The following is a 16816-nucleotide window of genomic DNA, read 5'->3' as shown; positions in this document are numbered from 1 at the left end:
TCGATGGTGAAACCGCCGGTCAGTGAAGCGCGCATCCTGATCGTCGGCCTGGGCCTGATCGGCGGATCTCTCGCCGCGGCCCTTCGCGCCGCCGGCTTTCGGGGTTCTGTTCTCGCCTGCGACCCGGACCCCGACGAGATCACCCGCGGCATCGAGATGGGGCTGATCGACCGCGGTGCCACCGAGCTTTCCTCGGTCGTCGAGGGCGCGACCCTGATCGTGCTGGCGGTGCCGGTGCTGGCCATGCGCAGCGTCATGGCCGAGCTGGCCGGCTGCCTGTCGCGTGCCGCCCCCGATGTCGTCCTCACCGACGTGGGCAGCACCAAGGCGACCATTCGCGACTGCGCCCGCGAGGCCTTCGGCCATGTGCCGCCACGCCTGGTGCTGGGCCACCCCATCGCCGGCTCCGAGAAGAGCGGTGTGGCGGCGTCCAATCCCGAACTCTATGTGCGCCACAAGGTGATCCTGACCCCCGAGCCCGATACCGACGCCTCGGCACTGGCCCGGGTGCGCGCGCTATGGGAGGCGTGCGGTGCCGAGGTGCTGGTGATGGACGTGGAACGCCATGATCAGGTGCTGGCGCGGACCAGCCACCTGCCGCACCTGCTTGCCTTCTCCCTGGTGGACACCCTGGCGCGCCAGGACGAGCGGATGGAGATCTTCCGCTACGCAGCCGGGGGCTTTCGCGACTTCACCCGCATCGCCGGTAGCGATCCGGTGATGTGGCGCGACATCTTCGTCGCCAACCGCGAGGCGGTGTTGGCCTCGCTGGACGACTTCGAGGCCGGCCTGGCGCGGCTGCGTCAGGCCATCGAGAGCGGTGACGGCGACGCCATGCTCTCGACCTTCGACCGGGCCCGCCACGCGCGCCACTACTTCGAATCCCTGCTCAACAAGACCAGTTATCAGGCGGAATATCAGATGCAACAGCAAGGCAAGCAGCGCTACCGGGTAGCCCCGGGGGGCGCCGTGACCGGCCGCATTCGCGTGCCCGGCGACAAGTCGATCTCCCACCGCTCCATCATGCTCGGGGCCCTGGCCGAGGGCATCACCGAGGTGAAGGGCTTCCTGGAGGGGGAGGACAGCCTGGCTACCCTGCAGGCGTTCCGCGAGATGGGGGTGGCCATCGAGGGGCCCCACCAGGGCCGCGTGACCGTCCACGGCGTCGGCATGCATGGCCTCAAGGCACCGTCGGGGCCGCTCTACGTGGGCAACGCCGGCACCGCCATGCGCCTGTTCGCCGGCCTGCTGGCGGGCCAGGCCTTCGACACCGAGCTCACTGGTGATGCCTCGCTGACCAAGCGCCCCATGGGCCGGGTGGCCGATCCGCTGCGCCTGATGGGGGCCGTGATCGACACCGCGGAGGGCGGCCGGCCGCCGCTGCATCTCCACGGCGGTAAGCCTCTGCAGGGCATCACCTATGACATGCCCATGGCCAGCGCCCAGGTGAAGTCCTGCCTGCTGCTGGCCGGGCTCTATGCCGAGGGCGAAACCCGGGTGCGCGAGCCGGCGCCGACCCGCGATCACACCGAGCGCATGCTCCAGGGCTTCGGCTACGAGGTGCATCGCGAGGGGGATACCTGTTGGCTCCAGGGGGGCGGCAGGCTCAGCGCCGCGCCCATCGACGTGCCCGCCGATATCTCCTCGGCCACCTTCTTCCTTGTGGCGGCGGCGATCACCCCCGGCGCCGACCTGGTACTGGAGCACGTCGGCATCAATCCGACCCGCATCGGGGTGATCACTATCCTCCAGCTGATGGGCGCCGATCTGACGCTCGCCAATGAGCATGAGGTGGGCGGCGAGCCGGTGGCCGACCTGCATATTCGCTATGCGCCGCTCAAGGGCATCGAGATACCCGTCGACCAGGTGCCGCTGGCCATCGACGAGTTCCCGGCGCTGTTTATCGCCGCGGCCAATGCCGAGGGGATCAGTCGACTGCGCGGGGCGGAGGAGCTGCGCGTCAAGGAGTCCGATCGCCTGCAGGCCATGGCCGACGGTCTGGCCGCCATCGGCGTCGCACATGCCCTGGTCGAGGACGGCATCGATATCGTCGGCGGCGGCAACGCCGAAGGCCCCAACTACGGCGGCGGCCGCATCGATAGCCTGGGCGATCACCGCATCGCCATGTCGTTCGCGATCGCCGCCCTGCGCGCCGGTGACGAGATCCTCATCGACGACTGCGCCAACGTGGCCACCTCCTTCCCCGGCTTCATCGACCTGGCCCGCAAGGTGGGCCTGCGTCTCGAGGAGGAAACGGTCGAGGAGGGCGTATGACCATCGCCGATTCACCCATGCCGGTGCTGGCCATCGACGGCCCCGGTGGCGCCGGCAAGGGCACCATCAGCCGCCTGGTCGCCGAGCGCCTGGGCTGGCACCTGCTCGACTCGGGTGCCCTCTACCGTCTCACCGCACTGGCCGCCGGCAAGCACGGCGTGGCGCTGGACGACGAAGCGGGACTCGCCCGGGTGGCCGCCGCACTCGACGTGGTGTTCGTGGCCGAGGCGGAGGCCACTCGCATCCTGCTGGAGGGCGATGACGCCACCGCCACCATCCGTACCGAACAGGTGGGCGATGCCGCCTCCCGGGTCGCGGCGCTGCCGGCGGTGCGCGAGGCGCTGCTGAGCCGCCAGCGCGACTTTCGCCAGCCGCCGGGCCTGGTGGCCGACGGCCGCGATATGGGGACAGTGGTGTTCACCGATGCCCCGCTGAAGATCTTCCTCACGGCCTCGGCCGAGGAGCGGGCGCGACGGCGCCAGCGCCAGTTGCGAGAAGCCGGGGTAGATGCTAGTCTATCGAGTCTTTTGAAGGAGATTCAGGCGCGCGATGCACGCGACATGCAGCGCAGCGTGGCCCCGCTCAAGCCGGCAGACGATGCCATCACGCTTGACACCACGCGCCTGACGATACCGGAAGTGGTGGATCGGCTGACGGAGTTGCTGACCGAGCGTGGTCTGGCATCCGCCACCTGAAACTCCCTTGCGGCGCCCCCGGCAGCATGTGATGACGTGGTTCGGTAGCGATTCCCGATAGCCGAGCCAGGTCGAACCAGCGCCAACATCTCCGGGGGTTTGGTAAATAAGGCCCGCACTCGCTGGTGGTGCGGAGGAAGCGGCATGACCGCACTTAACGTTGATCACGTAGGAACACCATGAGCGAAAGCTTTGCTGATTTGTTTGAACAATCTCTCCAGGACATCAACATGGAGCCGGGCGCCATCGTCGTGGCTACCATTGTCGACATCGAGGGTGACTGGGTCACCGTTAATGCCGGCCTGAAGTCCGAAGGTCAGATCCCCGCGTCGCAGTTCCGCGACGACAATGGCGACCTGTCCATCGCCATCGGCGACGAAGTCCACGTCGCCCTGGAAGCCGTCGAGGACGGTTTCGGCGAGACGCGCCTCTCCCGCGAGAAGGCCAAGCGCGCCGAAGCGTGGAAGATTCTGGAAGCGGCGTTCGAGAAAGACGAAATCGTCAAGGGCGTGATCAACGGCAAGGTCAAGGGCGGTTTCACCGTCGATGTCGACTCCATCCGTGCCTTCCTCCCGGGTTCCCTGGTCGACGTGCGTCCGGTGCGCGACACCACGCACCTCGAGAACAAGGAACTCGACTTCAAGGTCATCAAGCTTGACCCGAAGCGCAACAACGTTGTGGTTTCCCGTCGTGCCGTGCTCGAAGCCGAGAACAGCGCCGAGCGTGAGGCCCTGCTCGCCACCCTGCAGGAAGGCCAGCAGATCCTGGGTATCGTCAAGAACCTGACCGACTACGGCGCCTTCGTCGACCTCGGCGGCGTTGACGGCCTGCTGCACATCACCGACATGGCCTGGAAGCGCATCAAGCATCCGAGCGAGATCGTGGCCGTGGGTGACGAGATCAGCGTCAAGGTGCTGAAGTTCGATCGCGAGCGCAACCGCGTCTCCCTGGGCCTGAAGCAGCTGGGTGAAGATCCCTGGGTCAACATCAAGGATCGTTACCCGGAGAGCACCAAGGTTCGTGCCGTCGTCACCAACCTCACCGACTACGGCTGCTTCGCCGAGCTGGAAGAGGGTGTCGAAGGCCTGGTCCACGTCTCCGAGATGGACTGGACCAACAAGAACATCCATCCGTCCAAGGTTGTCCAGGTGGGCGACGATGTGGACGTCATGGTGCTGGATATCGACGAGGAGCGTCGTCGTATCTCCCTGGGTATCAAGCAGTGCACCACCAACCCGTGGGAAGACTTCAGCGGCCGTTACAACAAGGGTGATCGCGTTTCCGGTACCATCAAGTCGATCACCGACTTCGGTATCTTCATCGGCCTGGAAGGCGGCATCGACGGCCTGGTTCACCTGTCCGACATCTCCTGGACCGATACCGGTGAAGACGCCGTGCGCGCCTTCAAGAAGGGCGACGAGGCCGAGGCCGTGATCCTCTCCATCGATCCGGAGCGTGAGCGCATCTCCCTGGGCGTCAAGCAACTCGATACCGATCCGGTGGCCGAGTACCTGGCCGTCCACGACAAGGGCACCATCGTCACCGGCCGTGTGGTCGAGGTCGATGCCAAGCAGGCCCAGGTCGAGCTGGCCACCGATGTCGTCGCCGTACTGAAGGCGTCCGAGATCAGCGCCGACCGCGTCGAGGATGCCCGTAACGTCCTGAACGAAGGTGATAGCGTCGAAGCCCGCATCATCGGTGTCGATCGCAAGAACCGTCAGATCGCCCTGTCCGTCAAGGCCAAGGATCAGGACGATACTCGCCAGAACCTGAAGAAGCTGCGTGAGGAGTCCCCCGAGAGCGGTGGTCCGATGACTATCGGTGACCTCATCAAGCAGCAGATGGGTCAGGACTGATCGGGAAGCCTCTTCCCGGCGCACCACGAACCGCCGCCCTTTACGGGCGGCGGTTTTTTTCATTCTCAATGTCCTGGATTTCTGACGTCTCGTCCAGAGTTGAAGCCCTGAATAATGCCGTGCGTGCAGCGCTACGCGACTCTACACTGGCTACCTGCCGAGAAGACCGGTGCTTAAACTAGCCGGTGTGACTTGTTGATGTGTCCGTCAGTCTGAATCGTCGGCCTGAATTGTCGGGTCGAGACGTGATCTCTCGCCCTGGGTTCCATGAATCCAGGGTTCGGCAAGTTGCGTGATGCACTCCGTTATTGATCCGTGGTAGTTATACTTGAGTTGCGTTGAGTCCCGTTATCGTCCAGAATATTGCCAGCTATAAGTCTTTTATCAGATAACCCCGTCCCCGTTGCACTAGCCACACCGAGAGAAGGAAGTCAGATAATGTCTCTACTCAACGAATACATGCAGATGGAACAGCAGCTGAAACAGCTCCAGTCCAATATGGAGAAGCTGCAGAACGACAAGCGCCTGCAATCGGAGCTCGAGTTCAAGGAGCGCCTCGAGTCGCTGATGAAGGAGTTCGACAAGAGTGCCGCCGACGTGATCGCGCTGCTCGACCCGAAGCCCGCTGCCGGGGCGCCCAGAGCCGCCTCCGCACCGGCAGGCGCGCGTCGCAAGCGCAAGCTGAAGATTTACAAGAACCCCAATACCGGTGAGGTCGTGGAAACTCGCGGCGGTAACCACAAGACCCTGAAGGCGTGGAAGGACGAGTACAGCAGCGACACCGTGGAGTCCTGGCTGGTGCGCGTCGAAGAGTAAGCCTGCGGGTTCGGCGTGGCCCTTGGCCGGCCTGAGGACGGCGCCCTCCGGGCGCCGTCGTCGTGTGGGTTACCTGCTTTTCCCACACTCCCGATGGCGGTATACTGATAAATAACTCAGCCCTCTGGGGTGTGGCGTGTTAAATGGTCACTGCGCTTCTGCCGCCCCCTCAAACGACCGGTCAAGTATGAAACAGCAGACCCACCGAAAACCAATGGACGAGCGTGAAAAACTGCGCCAGTTCCGTGAGCTCGATGATGCCTTCGCCGAGGCGCTTCGCGAACTCGATGGCCCCGATGTCGCCCCCGACACTTCTGTCGAATCCCCGTTACTCACCGCGACTTCTCCCCAGGAGGACGAGGCGCCTGACCGGGATCACTTCGAGGATCGTCTCCGGGCGCTGATGCAGGAGTATCACCAGCCCGCCGACCAGGTGGCCGGCCTGCTGCAGACGCTCAAGACGCTGGGGCGCATCGCCTGAGGCTGTCCGCTATCCGGTGGCGGTCTCCAGGGCGGCGATACGCTCCAGCGCCTGCTCGCGGCGCTCGCCGCACAGCGCCATATCGAAGCCGAAACGCTTGCAGACTGCCGGCCGGCGCGGGTCGCCGAACAGCCGGCAGAGGTTATCGTCATCGAGCTGGATGCAGCGCACCCCGGCCGGCTTGCCTGCGGGCATGCCGGGAATCGGTGTGCTGATCGAGGGAGCGATGCAGCAGGCCCCACAGCCGGGGCGGCAGGCCTCTTCGTGGCCCCTCTCCCCGGTGTCTGACGTGACGCTCGCCGTCATGGCGAGGCCTGGGCGATGGCGCCCTTGTCGATCCCCTCAAAGGCCTGCACCCGGGTGGCACAGCCCGTCTCGCTGGCGATCTGCTGGGCCAGCCAGTCGGCAATCCACTCAACCGTGGTCGGCGTGGGCAGCACGTGGCAACGCTCCCTTGGCAGGCGCAGGAAAAACTGTCCTTGGTCCGTGCGATAGCGGCTCGTCAGCAGTTCCTTCCAGGCCGGTTCGTCGTCGGTGACGATGTCGGCTTCGTCGACCAGGTAGCGATCCGCCAGCCAGTCGGCCCACTGCCGCTCCAGCGCCGGCACGCGCTTGCCGAGCTGCCAGATGTAAAGCCGTGAACGGTGACCGTGGGCGATGCGCTGGCAGTTGCCGGCGTGGCGGCGTAGTCCGTGGCTGTAGGTGTAGGCCGCCCCCTCGATCTCCTCTTCCCGCAGGCGCAGGCGGATGTCACTGACCCGCGGCGGCGGCCGGCGCATCAGCTCCGCCGCCAGGTGGTCGGCCAGGCGCTCCGCCCGGATCTCCCGCCAGGGCAGCAGGGTCAGTGCCTGGCGCGGCGCACGCAGCTCCATGGCCCAGGGCAGGGTGGTGCGCACGCAGAGCCCCTCGCGGCAGTCATGGAGCTCAAGCCCCGGCGCCCGGGTGGGTACCAGCAGGGTGTGGTCGACCCCGGCGTCCAGGCGCTGCTTGATCCACGGCTTCACCTCGCCGAAGTCGAACAGCATGCCGTCCTCGCCGAGCTCGCCGTCGAGCTCTACATCCACGTGCCAGCTGGCGCCGACCAGGCCGCGGGTCGGGCACCACCAGGAGACATCGAGCTGGGTCAGGCGGTTGACGAATAGCGTCATCAGTCGATCCCCGTGATCTTGTGGGTCTGCAGCGACAGTCGCCACTGCGGGTAGGCCAGGCAGTAGTCCACCGTGGCGGCAACGGTGTTGCCACCGCCTCCGCCGGGTGCGGTGTCCATGGGCTGCAGGAAGTGGTGGTCGAACGCCAGCCGGGCGAACCGCTCGGGCGGGGCGTCCGCCTGGGGGTAGACCAGCTTCAGCTCGTTGCCTTCGGTAATGGCCAGGGTGTTCTCGCCCTTGGGGCTGACGCAGAGCCAGTCGATGCCGGCGGGGGCGGGCAGGGTGCCATTGGTCTCCACGGCGACCTCGAAGCCGTGGGTCTGCATGGCCTGTATCAGCGCCTCGTCGAGCTGCAGCAGCGGCTCGCCCCCGGTGAACACCACATAGGGGGTGGTGGTTCTCCCACCCGGGCCGCCCCGGTCGTCCTGGTCGGGCCATAGCGACGTCAGGTGCGCGGCCAGGGTCGCGGCATCCGCGAAGCGCCCGCCATGCTGGCCGTCGGTGCCGATGAAGTCGGTATCGCAGAAGCGGCAGGCCGCCGCGGCCCGGTCCTGCTCGCGGCCGGACCAGAGGTTGCAGCCGGTAAAGCGACAGAACACGCTGGCGCGACCCGCCTGGCCACCCTCGCCCTGTAGGGTGTAGAAGGCCTCCTTGACGTGATACATCAGGATTCTCCTGCGGGCCGCTGACAATAGCCCAGAGGGTCGACGGCCCCGTTGGCGGCAAAGGCCGCTAGCCGCTCGCGGCAGCTGCCGCAGCGCCCGCAGGCGAGCGCCTCGCCCCGGTAGCAGGTCCAGGTGTCGGCGAAGTCCAGCCCCATGGCCAGGCCATCGGCGAGGATCTGTGCTTTGCTGGCGCGCAGGTAGGGGGCGTGGATCTCTACCGCCTCGAAGTTGGCGATGCCCGCCACGGTGTTCATCGCCTCGACGAATTCGGGGCGGCAGTCCGGGTAGAGCACGTGATCGCCACCGTGGGCGCCATAGTCGACCCGGCCGGCACCGATATTCACCGCCTTGGCGATGGCCAGCGCCAGCAGGATCATATTGCGGTTGGGAACGACCGTCGCCGTGAGGTTGTCCTCGCCGTAGTCGCCCTCGGGCAGCGCGCGGCTGGCATCGGTGAGTGCCGAGTTGTCGATCAGGCCGTGGATGGCGCGGATATCCACCACCTGGTGGGGCACGTTGAGTTCGCGGCAGACGCGCGCGGCCACCTCGAGCTCACGGGCGTGGCGCTGGCCGTAGTCGAAGGAGAGGGCGTGGACGTCGAGGCCCTCGCGCAGGGCGCGATGCAGCACGGTGTAGGAGTCCATGCCGCCGGAGTAGATCACCACGGTGGTGCGGTCGGCCGCCGTGGGGGAAGCAGAAAGGGTCATGGGTCAACTCTGGTCGGAGAATTTGTCGGGCCGTCTCAGCGGCGTTCCGGGGTCCGGTCCGGAAGGGCCGCAGTTTACTGGACAAGATGATGGAACGCTAACGGCCCTATTGCTCCTGCTGAATAGCCTCGGCGTTCGGCCTCTGGCTCTCGTGCTGCTATAATCCTGCCCCCTTCACATCCTGCGCCTCTGTGCGCCATCGTCCTGACAACGGTGACCTCACTATGAAAGCCCCCGAACTGCTCTCCCCCGCGGGAACGTTCAAGAACATGCGCTACGCCTTCGCCTACGGGGCGGATGCGGTCTATGCCGGCCAGCCGCGCTACTCGCTTCGGGTACGCAACAACGACTTCAAGATCGACAACCTGCACAAGGGCATCGCCTATGCCCACGAGCGGGGCAAGCAGTTCTACGTGGCCTCCAACATCGCGCCCCACAACAGCAAGCTGAAGACCTATCTGCGCGACATGGAGCCGGTGATCGAGGCCGGCCCGGATGCGCTGATCATGTCCGATCCGGGCCTGATCATGATGGTCCGCGAGCGCTGGCCCGAGCAGGTCATCCATCTGTCGGTGCAGTCCAATGTGGTCAACTGGGCCGCGGCCCGGTTCTGGCAGCAACAGGGCATCAGCCGCATCATCCTGTCCCGCGAGCTGTCCCTGGCGGAGATCGGCGAGATCCGCGCCGAATGCCCGGATCTGGAGATCGAGACCTTCGTCCACGGTGCCCTGTGTATCGCCTACTCCGGGCGCTGCCTGCTCTCCGGCTACTTCAACCATCGCGATCCCAACCAGGGCACCTGCACCAACGCCTGCCGCTGGAAGTACAATACCGTGGCCGCCGCCCACGACGAGAGCGGTGACCTGGTGCCGGCCAACTCGGCCCGCGCCCATGCCGGCAGCGGGATATGGACCCCCGGCCAGGAAGACGGGCAGTCGCCTGGTCTGATCGCCTCCGGCGGTGGCAGCGCCGACATGACCGAAAGCACCGCCACCGCCGGCGGCATCGAAGGGCAGGACGAGCTCTCGGCGCTGATCGAGGACCGCACCCGCCCCGGCGAGCTGATGCCGGTGTTCGAGGACGAGCACGGCACCTACATCATGAACTCCAAGGACCTGCGTGCCGTGCAGCACGTGCCGCAGCTCACCGAGATGGGCATTACCTCGCTGAAGATCGAGGGGCGCACCAAGTCCCATTATTACGTGGCGCGCACCGCCCAGGTCTACCGCCGCGCCATCGACGACGCCGTGGCCGGCCGGCCCTTCGATATGCGCCTGATGGACGAGCTCGACAACCTGGCCAACCGCGGGTACACGGAGGGCTTCTACCGCCGCCATGTCCACGACGAGTACCAGAACTATGAGCAGGGTAACTCGGTGGGGGTGCACCAGCAGTTCGTCGGCGAGGTGATCGGCTATGACCCGGATCGCGGCGTGCTCGAGGTGGACGTCAAGAATCGCTTCGAGGTGGGCGACGGTATGGAGCTCATGCTGCCCGGCGGCAACCGCCGCTTCGTGCTCGAACATATCGAGAACAAGCGGGGTGAATCCGTGGGCGTGGCGCCGGGTTCCGGCCATGTGGTGCGCATCCCGGTGCCGGGCGAGGCCATCGCATCCGAGCGCATCGAGTTTGCGCTGCTGATGCGTGACTTGAAGCGGTGACCCCTGACCGTCACGCAAGGGCCCGGCAGGGCCAGTCGGGCCGAAGTGGCAGGAACTGCGTCGGCTCTTCGGCGAGCGTCGCGACTGGGTCCGCGAGGATGAGCGTGCCGGCCTGCCGCCGGGCATCCGCATGAACCTGGAGCGCGGCAAGCCGCTGCCTCCCGGCATCGCCAAGCGCTTCGACGAGCGTTCGCTGGGACACCTGCCGCGCTATGATGGCTACGAGTGGCGCCGCGTGGGCCCCGATGCGATCCTGGTCGATGCCGCCAACGAGATCATCTATCAGGTCATCCGCGACGTTCTCTACTGATCGATGTCGATCCACTGACAGCGCGTCGGCCCGGCCCATCGAGAGGTCGGGCCGACGCGTTTGCCACGCTGGCGGATCAGGGCTATGGCGTGGCACCATGTGTGCCTCTGCGCACCGGAAGACGATTGATGTTCAACGATAGTTCACTGCGCCGTCTCTGGCGGGTGGTGGCGGTGGGGGCGCTTCTGCTGATGGCCCTCTACCTGTGGATCTGGCACTCGCCCGACCTGGCCTCCCTGCAGCGCTGGGCCGATGAAGCCTCCCACCATCCCGCGGTGATCATCAGTGTGATCCTGGTGATGGCGGTGACCCTGGCACTCGGCCTGCCCGGCAGCATTGGCCTGTGGCTGATCGCGCCCTTCTATACGCCCCTGGCGGCCACGCCCATGCTGATCCTCGGTAGTGTGGTCGGTGCACTCGGCGCTTACTGGCTCTCCGCCCGGGTGGGGGATCGCTGGACCCCGAAGGGCCTGACTCGCAAGATCATGCGCCGCCTGGAGCGGCGCAGCGACTTCATGACCCAGTGCGCCCTGCGCGTGCTGCCGGGCTTTCCCCACTCGGTGGTCAACTATGCGGCTGGCCTGCTGCGCCTGCCGCTGGGCACCTTCCTGATGGCGGCCATCATCGGCCTGGGGGTGAAGTGGGCGGTCTATGCCAGCGCCATCTATGGCGCGCTGGAAGCGGTGGAGAGCGACGAGGCGCTCAGCGTCAGCGTGGTACTGCCGCTGTTGGCGCTCACCGCGTTATTGCTGCTGGGCGCCTGGGTGCGGCGCCGGGTGGAGGCCAACGGCCAGGCAGCCAACGGCTAGCCTGGCCGGCGGGGTTACGCCTTGCGCAGCGAGGCGTTCAGGTGGTCGACCACCTCGGCCCAGTCGGCGTCCTCTTCTATGGCTTCCCGCAGAAATTCGGCCTGACCCTCGTTCCAGCAGGCGGCATCCGGCAGGGCGATCTCCTCGGGTATGGGGCCGTTGCGTTCGATAAAGCGTTTGATCGCCTCCGGGTCCGAGGCGAGGCCCAGCTGTTCGAAGAGTTCGGTGAAGGGGTGGTCGGGGTGTTCCATGGCGGCTCTCCTTGCGGTGTTGGAATATCCACCACCATAGCGGCTTGCGCCTCGGGTTGCATGACCGGCGTCAACGCTTGTGATGGAACCCTTCAGCGCTCCCCCACCAGCGGGGTGAGGAAGCTCCGCCTGCGCTCATCATCCGCGAGCGGCTGGGCCAGCAGGTGGACAAGCTTGGTCAGTGCCGCCTCCGGGGTCATGGCGTCTGCCGTGAGCACCCCGGCCGCGTGGAGCCCTCGACCGGCCGCATAGTGGCCGATGCCGACGCTGCCATGGGGGCACTGGCTGATCGCCGCCAGCAGCTTGCCCTGACCGCTGGCCTCGGCGAGTACGCCGAGCAGTGCGGGATCCTCCGGGGCGTTGCCCGCTCCCCACACCTCCAGCAGCGCCCCCTTGAGTGCCGGATCCTCGAGCCAGGCTGCGACCTGGCGAGCGGTGATGCCTGGCCACAGCACGATGCGTGCCACGCCGCCATCCGCCAGAGGCGCGTAGTCGGGCAGCTCGAAGCGAGGGGCGCCGCGCTGCTGACGCGCCAGGCTCCGCCCCGGGTAGAGGATGGGATCCATGCCGACCCGCTCGCCGAGCAGCGGGTAGTTGGGGCTGACGAAGGCCGCGGCGTCACGCGTTTGCCACTTGCGTGCCCGCACGCCGCGCAGCAGCCTGCCACCGAAGGCGATGGCCACTTCCTGAAGCGCCGGATTGACCGCGAAACGCAGCGCCAGCTCGACGTTGTCGGCGGCGTCGCTACCCTCGGCTTCCAGCGGCTGCATGGCGCCGGTCACCACCACCGGGCGGTCCAGACCCTGCAGCTGATAGGCCAGGCTCGAGGCCGTCCAGGCCAGGGTATCGGTGCCGTGCAGCACCACGATGCCGGCATGATCCCGATAGCGCTCGGCGATCTCGCCGGCCAGGCGCTGCCACACTCGCGAGGTGGCGGCGCTGGAGTCGATGGGATCGGGGAAGGCCAGCACCTCATGGTCGGGAATCGCCGCACGGCGCTCTGCGGGCAGGGCGCCCAGGGCGCGTGACAGGCGCGCCTCGATGTCGCCGCCGGGGGCGAGGCCGTGCTCGCCGGCCACCATGCCCAGGGTGCCTCCGGTGTAGATCACCAGCGGGGGACTCGGGATGGAAGCAGCGGCGTGGGTACTCATGATCGGGTGACCAGCTGTCCCTCGGCGTCGATCTCCAGGCGGCGGTTACGCCCGGCGAACAGGGCAAAGGTGGCGGCAGAGGCACAGATCGTCAGCAGCACGCTGGTGATGGCTGTCAGGCTCAGGTTGAGCTGCAGCATCACGCCGACCCCCAGCGGCCCCATGGCAGCCAGCGTATAGCCGCCGCCCTGGGCCAGCCCGGAGAGCTTGCCGGCCAGTCGGGAGTTGCCACTGCGCAACACGATCAGCGTCAGCGCCAGGCTGAAGCCGCCGCCCTGGCCGAGCCCGAGCAGCACGATACCGAGCCAGCGCAGGGATTCTGGCCCGATGAGCAGCAGCCAGAACCCCGAGGCGATCATCGCCAGGACGCTGAGCAGTGCCGGCCGCTGATCGCGGCCCATCCGGGCGAGCCAGGGCGCGGCCAGCGCCGCCGGCAGCTGCACCATCACCGAGGCGCCCATCATCCAGCCGGCCTCGCCCTCGCCGTAACCGCGGGCCACCAGCAGGGTCGGCAGCCAACCGAAGACGATATAGGCCAGCGACGACTGCAGCCCCATGAAGAGCATGACCTGCCAGGCCAGCGGCTGGCCGAGCACCGCGCGCATCGAGCCGCCCACGCTGGGCAGCGTCGTTTCATCGCGCCGTGGTGCCAGTGCCAGCCAGGCGACCAGCGCCAGGGCCGCCAGCGCCGACCAGCTGGCCAGGCCCAGATGCCAGCCGCCCAGCCGATCGGCCAGCGGGATGCTGAGCCCGGCGCCGAGGGCGCCGCCCAGGCACAGTGCCATGGTATAGACACCGGTCATCAGGTCGGCGCCGGCGGGCAGCTCGCGCTTGACCAGGGCGGGCAGCAGGGTGCCGGCCACGCCAATGGCGGCACCCACCATCAGGGTGCCGACGAAGAGGGCCGCCACCAGCGGTACGCCGCGCAGCAGCAGCCCGCCGGCAAGCAGCAGCAAACCGGCGGCCAGGGCCCGCTCGGCCCCGAGCCGCTTGGCCAGCCAGGGCGCCATGGGGGCGAACAGCCCCAGGCAGAGCACCGGCAGGGTGGTGAGGGCACCGATGGAGAGCGCCGAGAGGCCGGTATCCTGCTGGATGCGGTTCAGGACCGGGGCAAGGCTGGAGAGGGCGGGGCGCAGATTGAGCCCCACCAGCACCATCAGGCCGATGAAGACCAGCAGGGTGCGTCGTGGGGGGGTGTCGATCGAACGGCTGTCACTGATTGTCACGGCGCCACTCCCTGCCCATCTTCGGCCTGGCCGGCTGGTGACCCTCATCCGTCTTCGCCGCGACCAGGGGGTGGTCCTCGTTGGCATTCTCGGGCCGGAAGACCACCTCGCCGGGGTGTTGCGGTGTGCTCTGCGCCACCCGCTGGCGAATGCCGGAGACATCCTCGGCGCTGATCAGGGCGCCGGAGGCGCTGGTGGGGTCGGGCTGGGCGATCAGCCGGCCCTGGAAGGTCCAGCAGCGCTGTGGCACCTGGGAGAGGCTCCAGTCGCGCCCTCGCCAGCGGGCCTGACCGTCCGGTAGCGGCTCGAGCTGCTCCGCGGGCACCAGGGCCTGGAAGAGCCTGGCGTTGAGCACCACGCCGCCGGTGGCCATCTTCACGGCCCCGGCGAAGTGACCCTCCTCGAGCGCCGCCAGTATCGCCTTGCGGTTGGGTCTTGCCTCGAGGGTGGCGCGGCCGCACAGGTGGAGCAGGTCGGCCTCGACCTGCTTGATCACCCAGATATCGATGGGCGTCTTGCCCAGCAGTCGCTTCAACATGGTTCCGGCTTCAGGGGTCGAAAGGGTGGCTACATTCGCATATTCAAATCAACTATTCCAGCCGCCCTGGCCAGCCGCCTCAGGCCTGCCGGCGACCACCGCCGCCGCCGCCCCCGCGACGCCGGCGAGGCGCCTGGGACTGCTCGTCGCGGCCGCGCTGGCCCTGAGCGTTGCCACGACCCTGACCATTGCCGCGACCCTGGCCGTTGCCGTTACCGCGGCCACCGCCACCGCCGCCGCGGTTGCGACCGTTCTCGATGGGCTCGGGCTTGGCATTGGGGTCGGGCTCGAAGCCGGGCTCGATGCGCTTCTCGAGGTCGCGCTTGATCAGCCGCTCGATGCCCTTGAGCAGGCCGTGCTCATCGACGCAGACCAGCGATACGGCCTGGCCCTCGCTGCCGGCCCGGCCGGTTCGGCCGATGCGGTGCACATAGTCCTCGGCCACGTTGGGCAGCTCGAAGTTGACCACGTGGGGCAGCTCGCTGATGTCCAGGCCGCGGGCGGCGATGTCGGTGGCCACCAGTACCTGCAGGTCGCCGCTCTTGAAGGCGGCCAGCGCCTTGGTGCGCGCCGACTGGCTCTTGTTGCCATGGATCGCCATGGCCGGGATCTCCTGCTTGGAGAGTTGCTCGGCGAGGCGGTTGGCGCCGTGCTTGGTGCGGGTGAAGACCAGCACCTGTTGCCAGTTGTGCTGGCCGATAAGGTGGGCCAGCAGCTCGCGCTTCTTCTCGCGATCCACGCGATAGATCGCCTGGTCGACGAGTTCGGCGGTGGTATTGCGACGCGCCACCTCGATCATTGCCGGGCGGTCCAGCAGCTTGTTGGCCAGCGCCTGGATCTCGTCGGAGAAGGTCGCCGAGAAGAGCAGGTTCTGGCGCTTCGGCGGCAGCACCCGAAGGATCTTCTTGATGTCGTGGATGAAGCCCATGTCGAGCATGCGGTCGGCTTCGTCGAGCACCAGGATCTCCACCTTGGTGAGGTCCACGTGCTTCTGCTGCTGCAGGTCGAGCAGACGGCCCGGGGTGGCGACGAGCACATCGAGCCCGGGGCGGATGGCGTCCACCTGGGGCTGCTGGCCGACGCCACCGAAGATCACGTGGCTCTTGAGGGTCAGGTGGCGGCCGTAGTCGGCCACGCTCTCGCCCACCTGGGCGGCCAGCTCGCGGGTCGGGGTGAGCACCAGGGCGCGCACCTCGCGACGTCCGGGGCGAGGGCCATCGGCCAGGCGCTGGAGCATCGGCAGGGTGAAGCCGGCGGTCTTGCCGGTGCCGGTCTGGGCGCTGGCCAGCAGGTCGCCGCCATCGAGCACGGCAGGAATCGCCTGGCGCTGGATCGGGGTCGGAACGGTGTAGCCCTGTGCCTCAACGGCACGCAGCAGTTCGGCACGCAGGCCGAGGTCGGAAAAGGTCATGCGGTCTCCGCAGAAACGCCACGGCCGTGCCACGCAGTAGCGCGTGGCCAGTCCCGGACCGGGGCGAGAAAAATTCGGGGTCAGAGGAGCGGCAGGAGGGACTAGAAGGTTGCCGCGTGACGGTATTATGCCAGATCGCCGCCGCCGGCGCAGCTACTTACCGTCTGTCTTACCGTCTGTCTTACCGTCTGTCTTACCGTCTGTCTTACCGTCTGTCGTTTTCTCTTCCGCGGCAATGCTGGTGCGAATGCGGGCCAGGGTGGCGGCATTGAGTCCGGCGACATCGTCCAGCGCCTCGGGGCCGAGTTCGCGCAGCTGGTACAGGTCGCTGATGCCATGGGCGAACAGCCGCCGGGCCGTGACCGGGCCGATGCCGTCCAGGGCGGTGAGGGCCCGGGCGTGGCGATCCAGGAAGGCCTCGTGATCGGCCTCGCCGAGGCCATCACAGGCGCCATCCTGATAGAGCTGGCAGGCCAGGCGGTCGACGCCGTGGCGAACATCGTCGAGCTCGGGCAGGGCGACGAAGGCGTGCTGTGCGGCCAGCGCGGCGATCTCGATCAGTGCCTCGTCGGCCACCTGGAGGTCGCGCATGGCGTCCTGGCTGTGGGTGTCGCTGGCCAGGGCGACCAGCAGGGCCCGGCGCGCCCGGTGGGCCAGCTCCTGGAGCTGCAGGGCTATGGCGTGCTGCTCCTCGCGACGGGCGGAGTCGTTCTGAGGTGTGGAGTCGTCGTGCTTGGAGTCGTCGTGCTTGGAGTCGTCGTGCATGGGGGTCGTCCCTGTCGTGACGTGATGCGCTCGGGCGCGCCTGAGATGACCA

18 protein-coding genes are annotated in these 16816 nt (G+C 67.3%); 8 read left to right on the top strand and 10 right to left on the bottom strand.

The window, feature by feature from the left end; genetic code table 11:
* Positions 1-3: 3 nt before the first annotated feature.
* From ACM26W_RS10770 to ACM26W_RS10750, 5 genes are all read left to right on the top strand, one after another.
* Positions 4-2274 (top strand): bifunctional prephenate dehydrogenase/3-phosphoshikimate 1-carboxyvinyltransferase, encoded by a 2271-nt coding sequence (locus ACM26W_RS10770; protein WP_416136999.1) that lies wholly within the window; start codon positions 4-6, stop codon positions 2272-2274.
* A complete protein-coding gene (gene cmk, locus ACM26W_RS10765) occupies positions 2271-2969 on the top strand; it encodes a (d)CMP kinase (RefSeq protein ID WP_416136998.1) in 699 nt (232 codons plus the stop codon). The genes ACM26W_RS10770 and cmk overlap by 4 nt, the downstream gene beginning before the upstream one ends.
* Before the next feature lie 179 nt (positions 2970-3148).
* Positions 3149-4825, top strand: a complete 1677-nt coding sequence (rpsA, locus tag ACM26W_RS10760; protein WP_416136997.1) for a 30S ribosomal protein S1 — start codon at positions 3149-3151, stop codon at positions 4823-4825.
* 438 nt (positions 4826-5263) lie between these two features.
* Positions 5264-5641: a histone-like nucleoid-structuring protein, MvaT/MvaU family gene (locus ACM26W_RS10755; RefSeq protein WP_416136996.1), complete on the top strand. Its 378-nt coding sequence runs from the start codon at positions 5264-5266 to the stop codon at positions 5639-5641.
* 187 nt (positions 5642-5828) lie between these two features.
* Positions 5829-6122 (top strand): hypothetical protein, encoded by a 294-nt coding sequence (locus ACM26W_RS10750; RefSeq protein ID WP_416136995.1) that lies wholly within the window; start codon positions 5829-5831, stop codon positions 6120-6122.
* A 9-nt stretch (positions 6123-6131) separates the two neighbouring features.
* On the opposite strand, the gene ACM26W_RS10745 is transcribed toward ACM26W_RS10750, so the two are convergent.
* Genes ACM26W_RS10745 through queC form a run of 4 tightly spaced genes read right to left on the bottom strand, consistent with a single transcriptional unit; the run spans position 6132 to position 8642 of the window.
* Positions 6132-6428, bottom strand: coding sequence for a YkgJ family cysteine cluster protein (locus ACM26W_RS10745; protein WP_416136994.1), 297 nt, complete (start codon positions 6426-6428; stop codon positions 6132-6134).
* Positions 6425-7270: a 6-pyruvoyl trahydropterin synthase family protein gene (locus ACM26W_RS10740; protein WP_416136993.1), complete on the bottom strand. Its 846-nt coding sequence runs from the start codon at positions 7268-7270 to the stop codon at positions 6425-6427. The genes ACM26W_RS10745 and ACM26W_RS10740 overlap by 4 nt, the downstream gene beginning before the upstream one ends.
* The gene (queE, locus tag ACM26W_RS10735; RefSeq protein ID WP_416136992.1) at positions 7270-7935 is read right to left on the bottom strand and encodes a 7-carboxy-7-deazaguanine synthase; all 666 of its coding nucleotides are present in this window, start codon (positions 7933-7935) and stop codon (positions 7270-7272) included. Before queE ends, ACM26W_RS10740 begins: the two co-directional genes overlap by 1 nt.
* Entirely contained in the window at positions 7935-8642 is a 708-nt protein-coding gene (gene queC / locus ACM26W_RS10730; protein WP_416136991.1) for a 7-cyano-7-deazaguanine synthase QueC, read from the bottom strand. The genes queE and queC overlap by 1 nt, the downstream gene beginning before the upstream one ends.
* A gap of 224 nt (positions 8643-8866) precedes the next feature.
* Here queC and yegQ point away from each other — a divergent pair, with 224 nt between their 5' ends.
* The 3 genes from yegQ (at position 8867) to ACM26W_RS10715 (ending at position 11422) form a co-directional block, all read left to right on the top strand.
* Positions 8867-10303: a tRNA 5-hydroxyuridine modification protein YegQ gene (yegQ, locus tag ACM26W_RS10725; protein ID WP_416136990.1), complete on the top strand. Its 1437-nt coding sequence runs from the start codon at positions 8867-8869 to the stop codon at positions 10301-10303.
* A 55-nt stretch (positions 10304-10358) separates the two neighbouring features.
* Positions 10359-10613, top strand: a complete 255-nt coding sequence (locus tag ACM26W_RS10720) for an anti-virulence regulator CigR family protein (RefSeq protein WP_416140862.1) — start codon at positions 10359-10361, stop codon at positions 10611-10613.
* A 128-nt stretch (positions 10614-10741) separates the two neighbouring features.
* Positions 10742-11422: a TVP38/TMEM64 family protein gene (locus tag ACM26W_RS10715; protein WP_416136989.1), complete on the top strand. Its 681-nt coding sequence runs from the start codon at positions 10742-10744 to the stop codon at positions 11420-11422.
* 14 nt (positions 11423-11436) lie between these two features.
* Here the strand turns inward: ACM26W_RS10715 and ACM26W_RS10710 are convergent, their stop codons facing one another.
* From ACM26W_RS10710 to ACM26W_RS10685, 6 genes are all read right to left on the bottom strand, one after another.
* Positions 11437-11673 carry a DUF2789 domain-containing protein gene (locus ACM26W_RS10710; RefSeq protein WP_416136988.1) on the bottom strand — a complete coding sequence of 79 codons (237 nt, stop codon included), beginning with the start codon at positions 11671-11673 and terminating at the stop codon, positions 11437-11439.
* 92 nt (positions 11674-11765) lie between these two features.
* Positions 11766-12824 carry an asparaginase gene (locus ACM26W_RS10705; RefSeq protein ID WP_416136987.1) on the bottom strand — a complete coding sequence of 353 codons (1059 nt, stop codon included), beginning with the start codon at positions 12822-12824 and terminating at the stop codon, positions 11766-11768.
* Positions 12821-13981: an MFS transporter gene (locus ACM26W_RS10700; RefSeq protein WP_416140861.1), complete on the bottom strand. Its 1161-nt coding sequence runs from the start codon at positions 13979-13981 to the stop codon at positions 12821-12823. The genes ACM26W_RS10705 and ACM26W_RS10700 overlap by 4 nt, the downstream gene beginning before the upstream one ends.
* A 55-nt stretch (positions 13982-14036) precedes the next feature.
* On the bottom strand, positions 14037-14588 hold the full coding sequence (locus ACM26W_RS10695; protein WP_416136986.1) for a hypothetical protein: 552 nt from the start codon (positions 14586-14588) through the stop codon (positions 14037-14039).
* A gap of 79 nt (positions 14589-14667) precedes the next feature.
* Positions 14668-15999 (bottom strand): DEAD/DEAH box helicase, encoded by a 1332-nt coding sequence (locus tag ACM26W_RS10690; protein WP_416136985.1) that lies wholly within the window; start codon positions 15997-15999, stop codon positions 14668-14670.
* Positions 16000-16152: 153 nt separating this feature from the next.
* A complete protein-coding gene (locus tag ACM26W_RS10685) occupies positions 16153-16764 on the bottom strand; it encodes a helix-hairpin-helix domain-containing protein (protein ID WP_416136984.1) in 612 nt (203 codons plus the stop codon).
* Positions 16765-16816: the final 52 nt, after the last annotated feature.

It is taken from the genome of Halomonas sp. HK25, assembly GCF_047795635.1.
Classification (GTDB): Bacteria; Pseudomonadota; Gammaproteobacteria; order Pseudomonadales; family Halomonadaceae; genus Halomonas.
This window is presented reverse-complemented; position numbering and strand designations above follow the sequence as displayed.

Bases quoted from the DNA above. Each gene is read 5' to 3' on its own strand.
- ACM26W_RS10770 (WP_416136999.1), top strand. From the start codon at position 4: ATGGTGAAACCGCCGGTCAGTGAAGCGCGCATCCTGATCGTCGGCCTG.
- cmk (WP_416136998.1), top strand. From the start codon at position 2,271: ATGACCATCGCCGATTCACCCATGCCGGTGCTGGCCATCGACGGCCCC.
- rpsA (WP_416136997.1), top strand. From the start codon at position 3,149: ATGAGCGAAAGCTTTGCTGATTTGTTTGAACAATCTCTCCAGGACATC.
- ACM26W_RS10755 (WP_416136996.1), top strand. From the start codon at position 5,264: ATGTCTCTACTCAACGAATACATGCAGATGGAACAGCAGCTGAAACAG.
- ACM26W_RS10750 (WP_416136995.1), top strand. From the start codon at position 5,829: ATGAAACAGCAGACCCACCGAAAACCAATGGACGAGCGTGAAAAACTG.
- ACM26W_RS10745 (WP_416136994.1), bottom strand. From the start codon at position 6,428: ATGACGGCGAGCGTCACGTCAGACACCGGGGAGAGGGGCCACGAAGAG.
- ACM26W_RS10740 (WP_416136993.1), bottom strand. From the start codon at position 7,270: ATGACGCTATTCGTCAACCGCCTGACCCAGCTCGATGTCTCCTGGTGG.
- queE (WP_416136992.1), bottom strand. From the start codon at position 7,935: ATGTATCACGTCAAGGAGGCCTTCTACACCCTACAGGGCGAGGGTGGC.
- queC (WP_416136991.1), bottom strand. From the start codon at position 8,642: ATGACCCTTTCTGCTTCCCCCACGGCGGCCGACCGCACCACCGTGGTG.
- yegQ (WP_416136990.1), top strand. From the start codon at position 8,867: ATGAAAGCCCCCGAACTGCTCTCCCCCGCGGGAACGTTCAAGAACATG.
- ACM26W_RS10715 (WP_416136989.1), top strand. From the start codon at position 10,742: ATGTTCAACGATAGTTCACTGCGCCGTCTCTGGCGGGTGGTGGCGGTG.
- ACM26W_RS10710 (WP_416136988.1), bottom strand. From the start codon at position 11,673: ATGGAACACCCCGACCACCCCTTCACCGAACTCTTCGAACAGCTGGGC.
- ACM26W_RS10705 (WP_416136987.1), bottom strand. From the start codon at position 12,824: ATGAGTACCCACGCCGCTGCTTCCATCCCGAGTCCCCCGCTGGTGATC.
- ACM26W_RS10700 (WP_416140861.1), bottom strand. From the start codon at position 13,981: ATGGTGCTGGTGGGGCTCAATCTGCGCCCCGCCCTCTCCAGCCTTGCC.
- ACM26W_RS10695 (WP_416136986.1), bottom strand. From the start codon at position 14,588: ATGTTGAAGCGACTGCTGGGCAAGACGCCCATCGATATCTGGGTGATC.
- ACM26W_RS10690 (WP_416136985.1), bottom strand. From the start codon at position 15,999: ATGACCTTTTCCGACCTCGGCCTGCGTGCCGAACTGCTGCGTGCCGTT.
- ACM26W_RS10685 (WP_416136984.1), bottom strand. From the start codon at position 16,764: ATGCACGACGACTCCAAGCACGACGACTCCAAGCACGACGACTCCACA.